The sequence below is a fragment of the Flavobacterium polysaccharolyticum genome, assembly GCF_038739875.1.
Taxonomy (GTDB): domain Bacteria; phylum Bacteroidota; class Bacteroidia; order Flavobacteriales; family Flavobacteriaceae; genus Flavobacterium; species Flavobacterium polysaccharolyticum.
In genome coordinates, this window is sequence record NZ_JBCGDP010000004.1 from 195,688 (window position 1) to 212,264 (window position 16,577).

General features: G+C 32.5%; 14 protein-coding genes. 6 read left to right on the top strand and 8 right to left on the bottom strand.

Annotated elements, in window-relative coordinates:
• The first annotated feature begins 124 nt into the window (after positions 1-124).
• Together WFZ86_RS05895 and WFZ86_RS05900 are read left to right on the top strand one after the other, a co-directional pair.
• Complete coding sequence (locus WFZ86_RS05895; RefSeq protein ID WP_342691076.1) at positions 125-934, top strand: hypothetical protein; 810 nt, start codon at positions 125-127, stop codon at positions 932-934.
• Positions 935-961: 27 nt separating this feature from the next.
• Positions 962-1,219: a hypothetical protein gene (locus tag WFZ86_RS05900; protein WP_342691077.1), complete on the top strand. Its 258-nt coding sequence runs from the start codon at positions 962-964 to the stop codon at positions 1,217-1,219.
• Positions 1,220-1,264: 45 nt separating this feature from the next.
• On the opposite strand, the gene WFZ86_RS05905 is transcribed toward WFZ86_RS05900, so the two are convergent.
• The 5 genes from WFZ86_RS05905 to WFZ86_RS05925 all read right to left on the bottom strand — a co-directional run bounded on the left by WFZ86_RS05905 (position 1,265) and on the right by WFZ86_RS05925 (position 6,424).
• Positions 1,265-2,602 carry a hypothetical protein gene (locus WFZ86_RS05905; protein WP_342691078.1) on the bottom strand — a complete coding sequence of 446 codons (1,338 nt, stop codon included), beginning with the start codon at positions 2,600-2,602 and terminating at the stop codon, positions 1,265-1,267.
• A gap of 436 nt (positions 2,603-3,038) precedes the next feature.
• Positions 3,039-3,218, bottom strand: a complete 180-nt coding sequence (locus WFZ86_RS05910) for a hypothetical protein (protein ID WP_342691079.1) — start codon at positions 3,216-3,218, stop codon at positions 3,039-3,041.
• Complete coding sequence (locus tag WFZ86_RS05915; RefSeq protein ID WP_342691080.1) at positions 3,190-4,242, bottom strand: SDH family Clp fold serine proteinase; 1,053 nt, start codon at positions 4,240-4,242, stop codon at positions 3,190-3,192. Before WFZ86_RS05915 ends, WFZ86_RS05910 begins: the two co-directional genes overlap by 29 nt.
• 320 nt (positions 4,243-4,562) lie before the next feature.
• Positions 4,563-4,736 carry a hypothetical protein gene (locus WFZ86_RS05920; RefSeq protein WP_342691081.1) on the bottom strand — a complete coding sequence of 58 codons (174 nt, stop codon included), beginning with the start codon at positions 4,734-4,736 and terminating at the stop codon, positions 4,563-4,565.
• A gap of 317 nt (positions 4,737-5,053) precedes the next feature.
• Positions 5,054-6,424, bottom strand: a complete 1,371-nt coding sequence (locus WFZ86_RS05925; RefSeq protein ID WP_342691082.1) for a saccharopine dehydrogenase family protein — start codon at positions 6,422-6,424, stop codon at positions 5,054-5,056.
• A 153-nt stretch (positions 6,425-6,577) separates the two neighbouring features.
• On the opposite strand from WFZ86_RS05925, the gene WFZ86_RS05930 reads away from it, so the two are divergent.
• Positions 6,578-6,973: a DUF423 domain-containing protein gene (locus tag WFZ86_RS05930; protein WP_342691083.1), complete on the top strand. Its 396-nt coding sequence runs from the start codon at positions 6,578-6,580 to the stop codon at positions 6,971-6,973.
• 69 nt (positions 6,974-7,042) lie between these two features.
• Positions 7,043-8,644, top strand: a complete 1,602-nt coding sequence (gene pckA / locus WFZ86_RS05935) for a phosphoenolpyruvate carboxykinase (ATP) (RefSeq protein ID WP_342691084.1) — start codon at positions 7,043-7,045, stop codon at positions 8,642-8,644.
• A gap of 92 nt (positions 8,645-8,736) precedes the next feature.
• Here pckA and WFZ86_RS05940 read toward each other — a convergent pair whose 3' ends face one another.
• Together WFZ86_RS05940 and WFZ86_RS05945 are read right to left on the bottom strand one after the other, a co-directional pair.
• Complete coding sequence (locus tag WFZ86_RS05940) at positions 8,737-9,789, bottom strand: phytase (RefSeq protein WP_342691085.1); 1,053 nt, start codon at positions 9,787-9,789, stop codon at positions 8,737-8,739.
• A gap of 242 nt (positions 9,790-10,031) precedes the next feature.
• A complete protein-coding gene (locus WFZ86_RS05945; RefSeq protein WP_342691086.1) occupies positions 10,032-12,848 on the bottom strand; it encodes a TonB-dependent receptor in 2,817 nt (938 codons plus the stop codon).
• A gap of 268 nt (positions 12,849-13,116) precedes the next feature.
• Between WFZ86_RS05945 and WFZ86_RS05950 the strand changes: the two genes are divergently transcribed.
• The gene (locus WFZ86_RS05950) at positions 13,117-14,217 is read left to right on the top strand and encodes a DUF4407 domain-containing protein (protein ID WP_342691087.1); all 1,101 of its coding nucleotides are present in this window, start codon (positions 13,117-13,119) and stop codon (positions 14,215-14,217) included.
• Between the two features lie 67 nt (positions 14,218-14,284).
• On the opposite strand, the gene WFZ86_RS05955 is transcribed toward WFZ86_RS05950, so the two are convergent.
• Entirely contained in the window at positions 14,285-14,959 is a 675-nt protein-coding gene (locus WFZ86_RS05955; RefSeq protein ID WP_342691088.1) for a PH domain-containing protein, read from the bottom strand.
• A 264-nt stretch (positions 14,960-15,223) separates the two neighbouring features.
• Between WFZ86_RS05955 and WFZ86_RS05960 the strand changes: the two genes are divergently transcribed.
• Complete coding sequence (locus tag WFZ86_RS05960) at positions 15,224-16,573, top strand: sigma-54-dependent transcriptional regulator (RefSeq protein WP_342691089.1); 1,350 nt, start codon at positions 15,224-15,226, stop codon at positions 16,571-16,573.
• The last annotated feature ends 4 nt before the right edge of the window (positions 16,574-16,577 follow it).

Here is a 16,577-nt window from a genome sequence, read left to right on the forward strand (position 1 = left end):
TTAGAATATTACAATTTATTAACAATAATCAGGTGTCTATATTGTTTTTATTGTTAATATTTTCTTATTTATTATATCTTTACAAATAACATTTAAGTACTTTTAAAAATTATATTTGTTTTTTATGAAAGATATAGATAAGGGTAATCCTCACGATGAATTAGCTAATTTTGATGATCAGTTAGAAATCCCACCAAACGACAGGGATAGATTATTACAAGAATTAGAAAAATTCAATAAATGGTTAATTAATGAAAAAGTTACAGAATCTTTATTTAATATTAAAGATGTAACCATAGAACCACCAGGCTCAGGAGATTGGATTATGAAAGTTTATAATAGTGATGGGGCTCAAAAAGTTTCATTCAATCCTCTTAATCTTAATGCTTGGGGATATGATTTCTTTGAGGTTGTAATTTTACATGAATACTTTCATCTCGTTGTTCAAAAAGTACCAAATAAAGACGATGCTGTAAAAATTAAAGATTATTTTGGATCAGATTTTATGAGTTTGATAGATATCGAAGCAGATTTTTACGTAGCTTTATATTTAAAAGAGATTAAAGACTATGATATAGATACATATTGGGAATTAAATTTTAAAGGTTCAACTGCTTTTTCCGATGAATGGATTAGAGCTAAAAAATTTGAACGCTTTTTAGGGTCATTACTTTCTGTTAATAAAATGTTTTTAAGTTCAACAAAAATTTTTGATTTATATTTGCCGTCAATTTCACCTGTGTACACAGAAGATCATATGAAAATTTTGGTATTGAAACGTGAACATATCTATTTTGAAGAAATAAATGCTTCATATCAAGATTTTATTGATATAAAGAAAATATATAAACAACCTAGTCATCATAGTTTGGAAGGTTACAAAACAACAATCAAAAAATTCACTGCGAAAGCTTTGAATATTACAATAGAGTAAGAGTATTAACATTTTAAATAAAAATGTATGAATAGTATAGAGGAAAAAAAAGTTGTAGTTGAAAAATGGTTAGGTAAAAACGGTTTTTCTAATGTCAAATTTACTGACAATAATTATTTCGTCAAGGCTGATGGTAGAGATCATAAAATGTTTATTGCTATAAAAGACAACTTTGATTTAGATAGAGACGAATTAAAAAAATTTGCCACTAAAAATTATAGACATGCATGGATTGCAGATGTTAAAAACGAAAATACTGCATCCATAGATTGGGAATTAATTTAACTTATTAAAACAAAAACTCCCGCTCATTGAGCGGGAGTTTTTGTTTTAATAACATCTACTCGTGCTATTATAAAAATTCGAAATGCTGTAAGACTTGACAGCTTCTGCATCAGATGCTTTCTCATTATAAAATGATAAATTATCTCGTTCACTTTCTAACACTCTAATCTTTTCTAATTTCGCTTTTAAGGAATCCAGATTCTGATTAAAGCTTCCTTTTTCTTGTTTCGAGAATTTATCCGAATCATATCTTTTTTGACCTATACGATTCAAGTAAGTATATTTTTTAATGATGGCATTGCAAGAATTTACATTTGTTTGTGCTGATTGCAATAAACTCAAATATTTACTTTTCCATGTTTTATATTCATCTGTATTTCCAAGATTTTTAAATTTTATTTCATTAAGTACAATTTCTAATTGTCCAATGAATTTATCGGACATAACATAAAACATTTCATCAGTATCTAACTTTTTAATAATCGGAAATCTGTCAAAGCTTCCTCTTAATTTAGTGTAATTATCATGTTTTTCTGTGATAAGTTCGTTTTTTATAAATGTGTTTGCAACTTCTTTATCAACAAGCATATAATTGTCAGGTAATTTTGTGAAATCCCCTGATAAAGCTGTTACATCAACAGAGTTTTCTTCAATAAGATATACTAATTTCTTGGAAAGTTTGTCTGATAATATCTTTCCCGTTTCAGTTTTTTGAATTGTAGATAATTCTTTTTGTGAATCTAAATACCATCTATAATTATTGGTTATCTCAGGCTCCGATATTTTGATTTTTTGAATTTCTGTTTTAAAGGCTCTTAAATCAGTCTTGTTTGCTCGCTTGCCTTTTTCATAAAGATGGATAAATCGCATTGATTGTTTCTGAAATCCTGCAGTTGGAGTATTAATAAAACTACTAAGCTTCATCCTGTCATCAACAACTTCAACTTTTATATCATATTTGTCGGCTAATGTTTGAGAATCAATCAGCAACCTTTCTTTAACATCATATTTTTCATTAGAAGATAAAAACGTATCAATATTTTGTGATATAGTTTTGATAGCTTGCTCCTTTTCTAAATTTGCTTTTAAAGCATTGTTGTATTCATCAAATGCGGGTTTGTATTGTTCAAGTTTCCGTAACTCATTTTTATATTCATTTGTTGCAATCTCTCCATCAACATACGAATAATATTCAATTTTTTTTGTTACAACCGGGTAAATCTTAAACGGCTCTATTTTATACTTTTCTACAATTTGTTTTGTCATTTCGGGAGTGATGGCTAGTTTTTCCTGAGCTGATACCCGTGTAGTAAATAAAAATGAGGAAGTTGAAATAATGGTGCATGCCAAATGCATGCAGTACTTTTGATAGTGCTTTTTCATTGTGTGGTAATTAGGATTTATAAATGTTTAGTTCAAAAAATAGGCGTGGACATTGCACCACACTAAATCCAGGATTACCACACCCTTAAACAAGCAATGATACAAGCCACGCCATGACGGCGTACCTCATATACATTATTTGCTTGTTAAATCGAGAAGCCGTTGGGCTTCAGAGTGGTAATTCGGATTTAGCAATAACGTAATTAAGCACGAATATTTTTACAATACAAAAATAAATAAAAAGAACGAGGCAGAACAATGAAAGTATAGAATGTTTTTCCTCTTATAAATAAAAGTTTCATTTGTGACAAACTTGCTATTTTACATTATGAATAACATAAACAAGAGGGCAAAAAAAATATAGAATTTAGATTGCAATAAATAATCTGTAATAGTAATAAAAATAGCCACTCAATGAGTGGCTATTTTTATTACTTTAAAAAAATAAATTATTTTTCTGTTGAGATGGTAATGTATTCTTAAACCTATCTTCTTTTGGTTTTTCAAATTGTCTTTTAGAATTTTCGATCTTAATTCTGAAGCCAGCATTCGGATCTTCATACAAAGCTTTTTTTAAAGCAGAGGTATCAGTTGGTGGGATCATTTTTCTTTCCATTGTGATTGATTTTTTTAGTAGTAGCTTTTTTGGAGATTATTTTATCTTTAGATTGCTGTTGTTCAACAGTTTCATGATCTAATCCGTTATTTAATAATTCTTTAGGAATCGGTAGTATTTTTTCTTCTTCTTCTTTTTCTTTTTCTTCTTTGATTACAAAACCTATAAAGGTAAAATCTTCAAGCGTTATTAATTCTGTAGAAATTTCTGTTAGTAGACTCTCATAAACTATGCCTAATTCATTGGATTTTAATACATTTGTTAAAAACTGTGAGATTAAGTTATAATCAATAACATATCCATGATCAGGGCATCCATTTACTAAATAATCAATTAAATAAGTTTTGTTTCTTTCTGGCAATGTAGGATAATAAGTAGAAAGTATCCTGTCTGCATAATGATGACCTATTTCCAACATTCTCTTTTTTCTTCCTAAATGGTAAGGATTAATTTGACTCAACAAAGGCTTGTAAAAAGAAGCTAAATATTCTAAAAGCTGTTTTGATAATTCGATTTTATTTATTTTGATGTCATTACTAGAATATAAATTTGTAAACATCTGATAATATAATTCTTGTGATCTCGCTTCAATTCTTCTTACTGAATATTCATCATTTAGCGCACTTTCTCTATCAATTTCAGGACTATCATCTCTCTCGACAGCAATTTGAATATCTAACGGTCCAAATTCTCCAAATTCATCCATTATTATCTTAGTAGCACCTAAACTAAGTAAGGTTGCAGCACTTTTAGCCCAAAAAGGAACTATTACATTTACTGTTTCAAAATTATTTCTTAAGGTTCTTATAATCCTATACGCATCTGCAGGTTGTCCACCTGGAGAATTAATTATAAAATCTATTTCATTTGTATCAGGAAATTCTTTTTTATAGGAAAGTATTTCATCTCTAACTTGGATCATAGTGTTTGGATGAATTGCGTCTGCAAATAAGAATTGAGGAATTCCTTCTCTTATTTCCGACAAAGCTTCAATTAAATCTAAAATTTTTAATTTTTTACTCATGCATTTTTTTTACTTAATTAACCTAAAGTACTTAAAAATAACACAATACATTATAAATGTAGCGCAAATATATGATTTATACAATCAAAATAGTTATTTATTTATGATCTGATTGACAATTTAATTATATTAAATTACTATTAATGGTAATAGAACATTCGATGTCTCATATAAATGTAAATATACATATAGTTAATTTAAATAGAACACGTAGTTTTACTTGTTATTTGATTAATAAAATTAAAAATAAATATAAGGATAAAAATTACAGATTAACACATAATCTATTTGTTCTTTGTTGGGCAATTTATAATATATAACTATCCTCCAACCGCAGTATCCACCAAAGACTTCCCGTCTTTCTTCTCAACCTTAGTTGCAGGTGCTGTACGAGTTAAAGCATCCAACTCTTCATCTACAAGCTTTTCATTGAAAGCTTCTTTTAATGATTCATTATTAAGTGTTTCTTGAATATGTTGTGATAGTGGCTTCATAATGTATATTTTTGTATTATATATATATCATTTAAAAACCAATCCTATGTTTTGGGTACTGATTTGGAGTTGGTACACTCAAGTATATAGGTGTCTAATTTAATTTCTAACCTAGAAAGAATAATGCTTCCTACTAGCCCCGGGAGAAGCGGCATCCTTTTTCTTTTTTCTTTAAAAAGAAAAAGATATAGCGGATCACGGGACGATGTTTCCAAAAAAGCAAAATACTACTGCTCCAAAAAAAACCGCTTCTCTTCAAGTACAAGTTTAGAGAAGCGGTTAACAAATTAAATCAAAAAAAATAATTAAAAAGAAAACTAATTGAAAACTTTATCTGGATTGTAGCCCATATAAGGCATGGCTTGTTCATTAAAAACAACGCCGTATAATTCTAATTCGTTAAGGATGGGTTCGTAAACTTCTTTTTGGATAGGAAGCTGGACACCGCTAGTTTGTATTTTACCATTTAAAATTAACAATGCAGCCATTGCAACGGGAAGTCCAACTGTTTTTGCCATAGCCGTGTACATTTGGTCATCGCCTATACACACCATTTTGGAATCGATTTGAGAAGTTATACCATTCAATTCGTAACCAAATTTATGATACATCACAATCATATCTTTATCCTCGGGTTGTAAAGTCCAACTATCAGAAAGAATTTTTTCTAAAATTTGAGCAGGTGTTGCATCCTTCAAACCTACTTTCTTGATACGGCTGAATAAATCCAACTCCACTAGTTTATCCCACATAATATCGTCTTGATCGATTTTGAGAATGTGTCGCATTTTTAGCTCTACTGAATCGGTGGGATGATAAGGCAAAAAGGAATTCACAAACTGTCGATAGGTCATTTCTTCAGAACCTTCCATGATATAGCTATCATCGGTCATTCCTAATTGCACAAACATATTCCATGCCTTGGAAAAACCAACTCTACGTATGGTTCCGCGATACAAAGTCAGCACATCATCTAATCCGTAAACTGAACGATATTTTAAAGAATCTCGATTAGAATAAGCTTCGAATCTGCCGTACCCTTCCACTTCTAAGAATTCGGTTCTACGAAACAAATTGCAATAGGGGATGTATTTGTAAGCGCCTTCTTGAATGAATTTGGCCGCACCACCTTGACCTGCTAACACCACATTTCTTGGTGCCCATGTAAATTTGTAATTCCAAATATTGTCATCCGATTCAGGTGCGACTAATCCACCACAAAAGGATTCGAATAAAAGCATTTTACCTCCTTTTTCTTTGATCTCATCAATAACTTTCATGGCACTCATATGATCGATTCCAGGATCCAAACCAATTTCATTCATAAAAATCAATCCTTTGGCTTTGACTTCTGCATCCAAAGATTGCATCGCCTCGCTAATATAAGATGCGGTAACCATGTGTTTTTGGAACAAAACACAATCTTTGGCAACTTCGATATGCAAATGGGCGGGCAACATAGAGATAACGATAGTGGCTTTTTGAATCGCATCTTGTCGTTGTTGCATATTAAATATATCTAAAGCTATTGGAGTCGCATTGGGATGATTGTTGGTTTTTTTCTGAGCCAATTCTAGCGATAAATCTCCAATAACAAGATGCAATTGCTCTGTTTCTGACTTAGAAAGTAAGTATTGAATCAACGACGAAGCAGATCTACCTGCACCAATAATGAGTATAGTTCTCATAAAAATATATTTATTTAACACAAACATACTATTTTGTTGTATTCACAACAAACAGATTATGTTAAAACATGAAAAATTTAAAAATAAAACAGAAATAACCCTTTTTGTTTGAAATGTAATAAATACTTTTGCAGTAGATTCTAAATAGGAACTATGAGCAAAAAAGTAATTTCGACTGCTGCCCTTTTAGGAATGATAGCCATCATTTTAGGAGCCTTTGGTGCACACGCCTTAAAAAAAGTACTTTCAACTGAAGAACTCGTTACCTTCGAAACAGGTGTTCGCTACCAAATGTATCATGCTTTATTTCTTTTATTTATTGGTCTAAGCTCTTGCTTGTCTATAAAGTCACAAAAAATCATTTATTATCTTACGCTATCTGGAGTACTTTTATTTTCGGGCTCAATCTATTTATTAGCGACAAACTCTTTAACATCCTTCGATTTTAAAAAAATTGGCTTTATTACTCCCATCGGAGGAGTCCTTCTGATTTCAGCTTGGGTCGTTTTACTATTTGACTTTTTAAAAAACAATAAAAGGAAAATTTAAAACAAAAAAAGCTATTTAAAATTAATCTATACTTTTACATCGAAACAAATAAAAACCAACATCAATTTTATGGACACTAACACCCTTTTTACGAAATCGATTTCGTTAGAAAAATTAGGAATTGAGAATGCCAAAATTCAGTATCAATTAACTCCAGATGAATTACACGATTTAACCATTACTTCTGGTCAAGGAATAGAAAACTCTACTGGAGCCTTAGCCATCAACACGGGAAGTTTTACAGGTCGCTCACCACAAGACCGCTTTATCGTAAAAGACAGCATTACAGAAGACAAAGTATGGTGGGGAAAAGTTAATATCCCATTCGAACCAGCAGCATTTGATGCTTTATACCAAAAAGTAACGACTCACTTGTCTAACAAAGAAGTTTTTGTAAGAGATGCTTATGTATGTGCCGATGCTAATTATAAATTGAATGTACGAGTAGTAACCGAAACGCCTTGGGCAAATCTATTTTGCTACAATATGTTTTTGAGACCAACCGAACAAGAATTAGTGAACTTTACTCCTGAATGGACCGTGATTTGTGCACCAAGCTTTGATGCAGATCCAGCGATAGACGGAACACGTCAGAGTAATTTTGCTATTTTAGATTTTACTAAAAAAATTGCACTTATTGGAGGTACAGGGTATACAGGAGAAATGAAAAAAGGAATTTTCTCTGCATTAAACTTTATCTTACCTGTTTACAAAAACACTTTACCTATGCACTGTAGTGCCAATGTGGGCAAAAATGGAGATACTGCTATCTTCTTTGGTCTTTCAGGAACAGGAAAAACAACTTTATCTGCCGATCCAGAAAGAAAACTAATTGGTGATGACGAACATGGTTGGACAAACGAAAATACTGTATTCAACTTTGAAGGAGGTTGTTATGCAAAAGTCATCAACTTGTCAGAAGAAAATGAACCAGATATTTTTAGAGCCATCACAAGAGGAGCTATTTTAGAGAATGTTGTGTTTAAAGCAGGTACTAACGAAGTAGATTTTGATGATGTATCTATTACTCAAAACACTCGAGTAAGCTATCCTATTACGCATATCGACAATATTCAACCAGGGTCTATTGGTGAAAACCCAAAGAATATATTCTTTTTGACAGCTGATTCTTTTGGAATTATTCCTCCAATATCAAAACTTACTCCTGGTCAAGCAGCTTATCACTTTATATCTGGTTATACTGCAAAAGTAGCTGGAACTGAAGCAGGAGTGACAGAACCACAGCCTAATTTCTCAGCTTGTTTTGGTGCTCCATTCATGCCATTACATCCTACTAAATACGCTGAGATGTTAAGCAAAAAAATGAAAGACGCCAATGTTACCGTATGGTTGATCAACACAGGATGGACAGGTGGTGCCTATGGAACAGGAAGCCGAATGAAATTGAAATACACTCGTGCTATGATTACAGCAGCATTAAATGCAGAATTGGATGCGGTTCCGTTTGTAAATCATGACGTATTTGGAATTGCGATACCACAAGAATGTCCAAATGTTCCAGCCGAAATTTTAAATCCTAGAAATACTTGGGAAGACAAAGCGCTATATGACGTAAAAGCGGTAGAACTAGCTCAAAAATTCAAAGCAAACTTTGAGAAATTTGAAGAATTTGCCAACGAAGAAATTTTGGCTGGTGCTCCAAAAGCATAAAAATTACCAAAACTAAACCAAAATAAACTAACCAAAACTAAAAAGAGCTGTTCTTTGCGGAACAGCTCTTTTTTTATTACAAACACAGCCTTCTATTTTTTATTCTTATCAATAGCTTCTTGAATGATTTTCCAATCGTAGAAATGAAACGTTTTTCCGTTACTCATGGCTACAAATAATCCTTTATCGAAAGGTTTACCGAGATTAATAGCCGTAACATCGGCACCATCGCATTCTATGGTAGAAACAGGTATTTCTGCTAATAGTTGATACTCATTAGGATTGCCATTACTTCCTTCTCTTGGATACACCATAAAAGAATTGGCCTGCTGATTAGAAACCAAAATGTATCCCGTAGTAGCAGAAGATTTATAAATAGCCATTCCCTCATGATCGGATTTAAAATCTTTTTGTCCAAACAACGCTAATTCTTGATTGTCATTTAAAGAAGGATCGGCTTTGTATTTTCGAATTCCAAATTGCTCGTCGCAATAATAAACTGCTCCCAATTCGTTATCAACTGCAATAGCTTCGATTTCTTTTTTTCCACTGTAGGCACCAAATTTACGTACCAATGTAGCTTCTACTTTAGCATTCGAAGTACCTTTCAATTCATATTGCCATAAATAAGAACCTGAAGTCCCAGATTTTCTCCCTACAATGGCAAAAACAGCTTTATCTGATGGACGTGTATAGATCGCAATTCCCATTGGATCTCTTTCCAATTCCCCTTCAAAAACAGGAATACCACCGTTATCCAAAGGCTTCAAGTCAGGCAGACTAAAAATGCGAATTTTATTCGTTTCGCGTTCTGTTGTAACTGCTATGTCAGTAAGTACACCATCAATCTGTAAACCATAAGCAATATCCACATTATTAGGTCTCTTGATGGTTTCTGATTTTTTTATGATTTTGCCTTGTAAATTAAACACATACAAACCACCATCAGTATCTTTATCTGTACCAATAACAAGACTTTCTTGAGGGTTTGTTGGATGAATCCAAATGGCTGGATCATCGGTATCATGCAAAACAGTTTCGGTTACTACTGTTGGTTTTAGCCCATCTTTTCGCAAAGGAGCTAATGAACTGGAACAAGAAGTTGCAAAAACCGCAACAACTATCAAACTACTATATTTATTCATTTTATATTTTTTTTATCAATATTAGCTAATCTCTAAAGAAAGTATCTAAATCTAATTTGCACTAACAAAACTTAAAATAAACTTTAGATAAAACAAAAAAACTTATCCTACTTCAATTTAATCCTAATCAACCAATCATATACATCGGATATTAATAATAATGCTCAAAAATAGGAGATAAATTAAAAAAACAAACAGGAAATACTTCCTGTTTGTCTAACAAAACACCTATTGACAACAAACTACAAGTCAAACTTCAAGCCGAAATTATATCGAGCTTGGTAGTACTCAACTTGTTTAGTATTCGCAACCACACCTTGATAATAACGCAATGGTTGGTTGGTTAAATTATTCGCTTCTGCAAAAATTCGCAATTTTGATGTTATCTTAAATGAGGCATTAGCATCTAAGAAGAACTGTTTGTCATAATAACTATCATTGTATGCCTCAGAACCTAACTCGTCTAAATAATCTGAGGTGAAATTAGTAGAAATTCTAGCCGAAAAACGTTTGTTTTCCCAAGACAAAGAACCGTTAAACATATGAGGTGCAGTTCCTGGTAAACTGATATTTTTACGTTCATTTCCATCTTCATCTGCAATTCCTTTGGCTTCTGAATTGGTATAAGTGTAATTCAAGTAGATACCAAATCCTTTCAAGAAATCACCAGGTAAAAAGTCTAGCTGACGTTGAAATGCTACTTCAAAACCAAAAACGTTTACTTTGTCTCCATTTTTTGGCTGAATAAATGACCAATTTTCACCTGTTGGAATTGGATTTACCTGTCCTGGAAAATCTTTTGCAAACTTCTCGGTGGTATATTGATTATCACTAAAATTATAAATGAAATCATCTAACTTTTTATAAAAAACACCTCCAGAAATGATTCCGACAGATTTGAAGTAATTTTCTACCATCAAATCATAATTATTAGAAAAGGTTACATCCAAGTTTGGATTTCCTGCAGCAATTTCTCTATCAGCAGCAATATTATTTACATAAGGCGCTAAAGCATAATAATCAGGTCTTGCCAAAGCAGTAGTAGCGGCCGCTCTAATTACCAAATCTTTGTTGGCTTTGTATTGCAAGGTTAAACTAGGCAAAAGATTAGTATACGAATTAGTATTGTTAATTTGTCCTTCTAAAGTTTCTTCGTCCAATACTCGGTTTCCTGTATAATCAATTTTAGTGTTTTCTACACGAAATCCAAGAACCATCGAAAGTTTATCATTAAAATCCTGATCCCATCTTAAGTAAGTAGCATATATCTTTTCTTTGGCGTTGTAATTTACTGTCAAAAATTCTGCTGGATCTTCTTCTTTATCAAATAATGAAGCATTGTTCAAATCTAATTTTCCTAAGTAAGCAGCTGAAACAAATGTTCCTGGGATGTATTTGGCACCCGGATTGAATCCTTTTCCATCAAAAGTAACCGTGTTAACATCAGTCAAAAGTTCCATGCCACTATTCACTGGCTCGTAAGCGAAAAACTTATTGTCTCTTGATTTCTCTTTTATTCTTAATCTTAAACCTGCTCTAAGTCTTCCTTTTTGAGAAGGAACTACAGTAAACGGTACACGAATATTAACTTTTGCTCCAAACTCACTTTCGCTTGTATCGTCTGTATTTTCCGTAACCGAATCAAATTTAAATTGATCAATAGATTCACCTGAAGTAGTCAATAATGGAAATTTGCTTTCAGAAAAATCTTGAGCCATATCAACCCCTTTTTGGCGATACTCAATATATCGCTCCCCTGGACGGTATTCTCTTGCTTTAGAGTAATTGGCAGACCAATCTAAATCAAGCGAAGATTTAATTAAATGCTCACCTCGTAAAGAATAGTTTTGAACGCGTTGATCCTCTAGTCTTCGGTTATCATTTCTACTATTGTCAACTCCACCTTTGGTTTGGCGTCTTACCCTTCCTTCAAAACCGATAACTTTTTGGGCATCAACAGCATCATAAACCGCTTCAATATCATCATAAGTCGTTCTAAATCTATTTTCTTTATCATCTCTCCAATTGTAAATGGCATTAGCAAAAATAGAGTTGTTATCATCAAACTTATAGTCTAAAGCCAAAGAAGAACTTCTTCTAATTCTTTGCACATCATATTTTCTAATTTCAGCAGCTTGAAGAAATTCATTACCAAATTCATCTTTAACCCATTCGTTTTCGATATTATCAGATCCATAATCCACATTATTATACGAAGCACTTAAAACTGCTCCAAGTTTGGAATCCAAAAAACGATTACCATATACAAAACCAGCAGTGTAACTACCTTTTTCACGAATAGGCAAATAACCACCCGCCAATGTCGCAGAAATACGCTCTTTGTTTGGCGTTGCTCTCGTAATTAAATTTACAGAACCACCAATAGCATCAGCATCCATATCAGAAGTAAGGGTTTTGTTTACCTCGATAGTAGAAATCATATCCGATGGAATTAAATCCATTTGAACATTACGATTGTCTCCTTCGGCAGAAGGAATCCTGTCACCATTCAAACTAACTGAGTTCAAAGAAGGGGCCAAACCTCTAATGATGATATTTCTTGCCTCTCCTTGATCATACTGCATTGTCACACCTGAAACTCTTTTTAAGGCATCTCCAATATTCGCATCTGGAAAACGACCTACTTGGTCAGAGGAAATTATGTTACCAATGTTTTTATTATTCTTTTGTTGGTTTAAAGCCTTTGCTTGTCCTTTTAAGATATCCCCAACCACTACTTCATTCAATTCTGTTCCTGCAGCTTTTAAACTAAAATCAATAACTGCATTTTTTCCTTCGTTAACTTGTACTTCGTTAGTGATAGAAGCATATCCCATGTATTTTATTTGCAAAGAATAATCTCCTGGGGATAAATTCAAAAATTCATAACGCCCGGTATAATCAGTAACCGCATATTTATTCATACCAACTATTTGTACCAATGCTCCGGGCAAAGGCAACTTATCATCAACATCAATCACTTTCCCAGAAATCACACCCTTTTGAGCCTGAGAAAATAGAAAAGTAAATAAAAACAGCAACAGTAATTTTGTTTTCATACAAGTATTTAATGGTTAAAATGCAAAACTAGACTGTTCTATTTAATACAATTTTACGTAGGTTTTAACAATTTGTTATGAATCAATCATACGAAGTGATATTCGTAACAAAACTCTAACATAACTATAACCTAGTTGCAACATAGCCATAACATCCACGTAAAATGCCCAAAAAAACCCTGTTGTAACTAAAATACAATCAGTATTTTATCGTTTGAATCATTTTTGGCGTTAAATTTGTATTCATCAATCAAAAAATCAATCAATCATGTTACAATCCTTTTTTATTTTATGTTCAGGAGCTGACAAAAACCTACTAGAAGGTTGCTCCCAAGGTGAAAAAACCAAATTTGTGGGTATTGGAGCCACCGTTTTTTTTACTGCTGTGATGGCTTTTTTGGCGAGTGCCTATGCCCTATTTACTGTTTTCGATAATGTATATCCAGCAATCGTTTTTGGGGTAGTTTGGAGTTTACTTATTTTTAACTTAGATCGTTTTATAGTATCGACCATCAGAAAAAGAGACCAACTTAGTGCCGAATTTTTGCAAGCCACTCCTCGTATTTTATTAGCAATTATCATTGCAATTGTAATTTCAAAACCTTTAGAAATTAAAATCTTTGAAAAAGAAATCAACACGGTCCTTTTAAAAGAGAAAAATGCGATGGCTCTGAAAAACAAAAAAGAAGTCGCTGATTATTTCAAAACCGATTTGGATAAAAACAAAGCCGAGATTACCAATTTGAAAACCGAAATCAGTAAGAAAGAAAAAGAAGTCAATACGCTTTATGAAACCTATATTGCTGAAGCCGAAGGAACAGCAGGCACCAAAAAACTAGGCAAAGGCCCCGTGTTTAAAGAAAAAATTACCAAACATGATTTGTCTAAAAAAGAATTGGATACCTTACAAAAAACCAATTTGGCTAAAATTGCGGTGCTAGAAAAAGAAAACAAAAAATTGGAAGCCGATTTAGACAAAAAGGTGACTCAAACCCAACCTATTATTGATGGTTTTGATGGGCTAATGGCGAGAATCAATGCTTTGAATAGTTTGCCTTGGTTGCCTTCTTTTTTCATTATGTTGCTGTTTTTAGCCATAGAAACTTCGCCTATTATTGCCAAATTATTATCTCCCAAAGGCGAATATGATTATAAACTAGAAGAGCTCGAAACAGCGCTGAAAGCGACAATAGAACAAGACAAATACCAACGCACTCTTTTGGTACAAACCAGCGCCAGTATGCACGACAAAGTGTATGCGGATATTGCAGAAGATAAAAAATTATATGAGTTGCAACGAAAAAACGCAACAGATCTACTGGAATTACAATCGAATACTTTTGTAGAAAAACAAAAAAGTACTTTATAATCAGATATATTCCCACAAAAAAACATCCTTACGGATGTTTTTTTGTGGGAATAATATAAAACTTTAATTACATCTGACTCAAAATTTCTTTCTTGAAAGCATCGTACTCGCCTTGCAAAATCAAACCGTTGTCTAATAATTTTTTATAATTCTGTAATTTCGCAAACAATTCGTCTTGATTCAAGCCTGCATTAGTAACAGGCTCTGATTCGGTTACAAAACTAGCCTCGATAGTGGTTGTTGCTGGCATAATCTCAGCAAAATTAGTTACTTCCTCAGTTTCTACTTCTTCAATAATTTCAGCTTCGGGAGCAATGACTGCATCGACAATAGGAGTGGCTGCTCCATTTTTCAAACTATCCAATTGTTCTTTGGCGTAAGTATAAATTTTGCGTGCCTGAATTTTTGGAATATAATCGATTGTTACTTGCAATTCTGTTTTGGTGGAAAAAGTAAACTCTGAACCTAAAATATTCTCTTTTACAAAAGCCCCATCTATCTCATCCCAAGTGTAATCAATAAAATGCATCGAAAGTCCTAAGTTTTTGGGTTGGCAAATGATGATTCTTTTATTAGTCAAAACGATACTATCAGGCAAAACGGTTAAAGCTGGTTTCTTTTGCACAGCAATATAGCCTACCTCTTCGTTTGTCATCAAAATATCATTCAACTTTGCCGTTACTTTTTCGATAGCTTTTGGATCTTGTTCTTCGTTCAAAAATTTTTTGATTTGTTCTTTCATTATAATACAATGTTACTAGAATAATTATTTCTTTGTTTATCAAAACCTTATTTAGGGGTATCACTAAAATACCTTAACAAAAGTAATGCCTTAATTGGATTCTTGATTATCCCAAACCATTACTTCACTAAAATATAATAATTATTAAAAGTAGTTGAAAGATTTTTTAAAAACAATTGCTGGTGTCAAAAAATAATCTTACAAAAAAAAACACCATAATATGTTAATTTTTACTAATTTAGACGGTAATTATCCTTAAAAGACATGGAAGAATTAAAAATTTTCATCGTAGAAGACGACCCTTTCTTTGGAGAAACTTTAAAATACCATCTAAAGTTAAATCCTGATTTCAATGTTTTTTTATATGGGTCAGGCAAAGAATGCCTTAACAATTTACACCTAAAACCAGCTATTATTTGTCTGGATTTTGGTCTTCCGGATATTACAGGTGATATATTACTTAAAAAAATAAAAGAAATCAACAACAGTATTCCAATAATAATTATTAGTGGACAAGAAGATATTGAGGTAGCTGTTGATTTTTTAAAATCTGGTGCTACGGACTATATAGTAAAAAGTAATCATACCAAAGATTTGCTGTGGAATTCTATTCTAAAAATAAAAGAAAACCGCAATCTTGTTCAAGAAGTTGAAATCTTAAAAGAAAAGCTTGAACAAAAATTCAGTTTCGAGAAAACTATTATTGGTCAAAGTAGTGCTATAAAAAATGTATTTGCTAAAATAAATAAGGCCCTAAACAACAACATCAACGTTTCTATTACAGGCGAAACTGGAACTGGAAAAGAAGTCGTAGCCAACGCCATACACTATAATTCTGATCGAAAAAACAAACCTTTTATTGCCGTAAACATGGCTGCTATTCCACGAGAGTTAGTAGAAAGCGAATTTTTTGGTCATGAAAAAGGAGCCTTCACTGGTGCAAATGAAAGAAAGATTGGAAAATTTGAACAAGCCGACGGCGGTACTATTTTTCTTGATGAAATAGCCGAATTGGATTTAAACCTACAAAGCAAGCTTCTACGTGTTCTACAAGAAAGAGAAGTCGTTCGGCTTGGTGGTACTACCAAAATAAAATTCAATGCACGACTCATTATTGCTACTCATAGAGACTTGGCACAAGAAGTAAAAAAAGGGAATTTCAGAGAAGATCTCTACTATCGAATTATCGGATTGCCTATAGAACTTCCACCGCTAAGAGAACGAGAGAACGATACCTTGCTTCTCGCCAAACATTTTATTGATTTATTTGTGAAAGAAAACAAAATGTCGTCTCTTTCTTTAACTAAAAATGCCAAAGATAAACTCTTGGAATACGCTTTCCCTGGTAATATTCGAGAGCTAAAATCGGTAATCGATTTGGCTTGCGTAATGTGTGACGGAAATGAAATTTCTGATGATGATTTGAGTTTTATTAGTATCAACTCGAATGATATGTTCCTCTCTCAAGAGAAAACATTAAAGCAATACACGGAAGAAATTATTCTTCATTTTTTGAAAAAAAACAATAATGATGTCCTCAAAACCGCCAAAAAATTAGACATCGGAAAATCTACTATTTATAATCTTTTACAAACCGTTGAACTAAAAAAATAACTAA

Coding starts and splice junctions, on each gene's coding strand:
- WFZ86_RS05940 (WP_342691085.1), bottom strand. CDS start 9,789: ATGAATAAATATAGTAGTTTGATAGTTGTTGCGGTTTTTGCAACTTCT.
- WFZ86_RS05895 (WP_342691076.1), top strand. CDS start 125: ATGAAAGATATAGATAAGGGTAATCCTCACGATGAATTAGCTAATTTT.
- WFZ86_RS05930 (WP_342691083.1), top strand. CDS start 6,578: ATGAGCAAAAAAGTAATTTCGACTGCTGCCCTTTTAGGAATGATAGCC.
- pckA (WP_342691084.1), top strand. CDS start 7,043: ATGGACACTAACACCCTTTTTACGAAATCGATTTCGTTAGAAAAATTA.
- WFZ86_RS05900 (WP_342691077.1), top strand. CDS start 962: ATGAATAGTATAGAGGAAAAAAAAGTTGTAGTTGAAAAATGGTTAGGT.
- WFZ86_RS05910 (WP_342691079.1), bottom strand. CDS start 3,218: ATGGAAAGAAAAATGATCCCACCAACTGATACCTCTGCTTTAAAAAAA.
- WFZ86_RS05950 (WP_342691087.1), top strand. CDS start 13,117: ATGTTACAATCCTTTTTTATTTTATGTTCAGGAGCTGACAAAAACCTA.
- WFZ86_RS05945 (WP_342691086.1), bottom strand. CDS start 12,848: ATGAAAACAAAATTACTGTTGCTGTTTTTATTTACTTTTCTATTTTCT.
- WFZ86_RS05915 (WP_342691080.1), bottom strand. CDS start 4,242: ATGAGTAAAAAATTAAAAATTTTAGATTTAATTGAAGCTTTGTCGGAA.
- WFZ86_RS05955 (WP_342691088.1), bottom strand. CDS start 14,959: ATGAAAGAACAAATCAAAAAATTTTTGAACGAAGAACAAGATCCAAAA.
- WFZ86_RS05925 (WP_342691082.1), bottom strand. CDS start 6,424: ATGAGAACTATACTCATTATTGGTGCAGGTAGATCTGCTTCGTCGTTG.
- WFZ86_RS05905 (WP_342691078.1), bottom strand. CDS start 2,602: ATGAAAAAGCACTATCAAAAGTACTGCATGCATTTGGCATGCACCATT.
- WFZ86_RS05920 (WP_342691081.1), bottom strand. CDS start 4,736: ATGAAGCCACTATCACAACATATTCAAGAAACACTTAATAATGAATCA.
- WFZ86_RS05960 (WP_342691089.1), top strand. CDS start 15,224: ATGGAAGAATTAAAAATTTTCATCGTAGAAGACGACCCTTTCTTTGGA.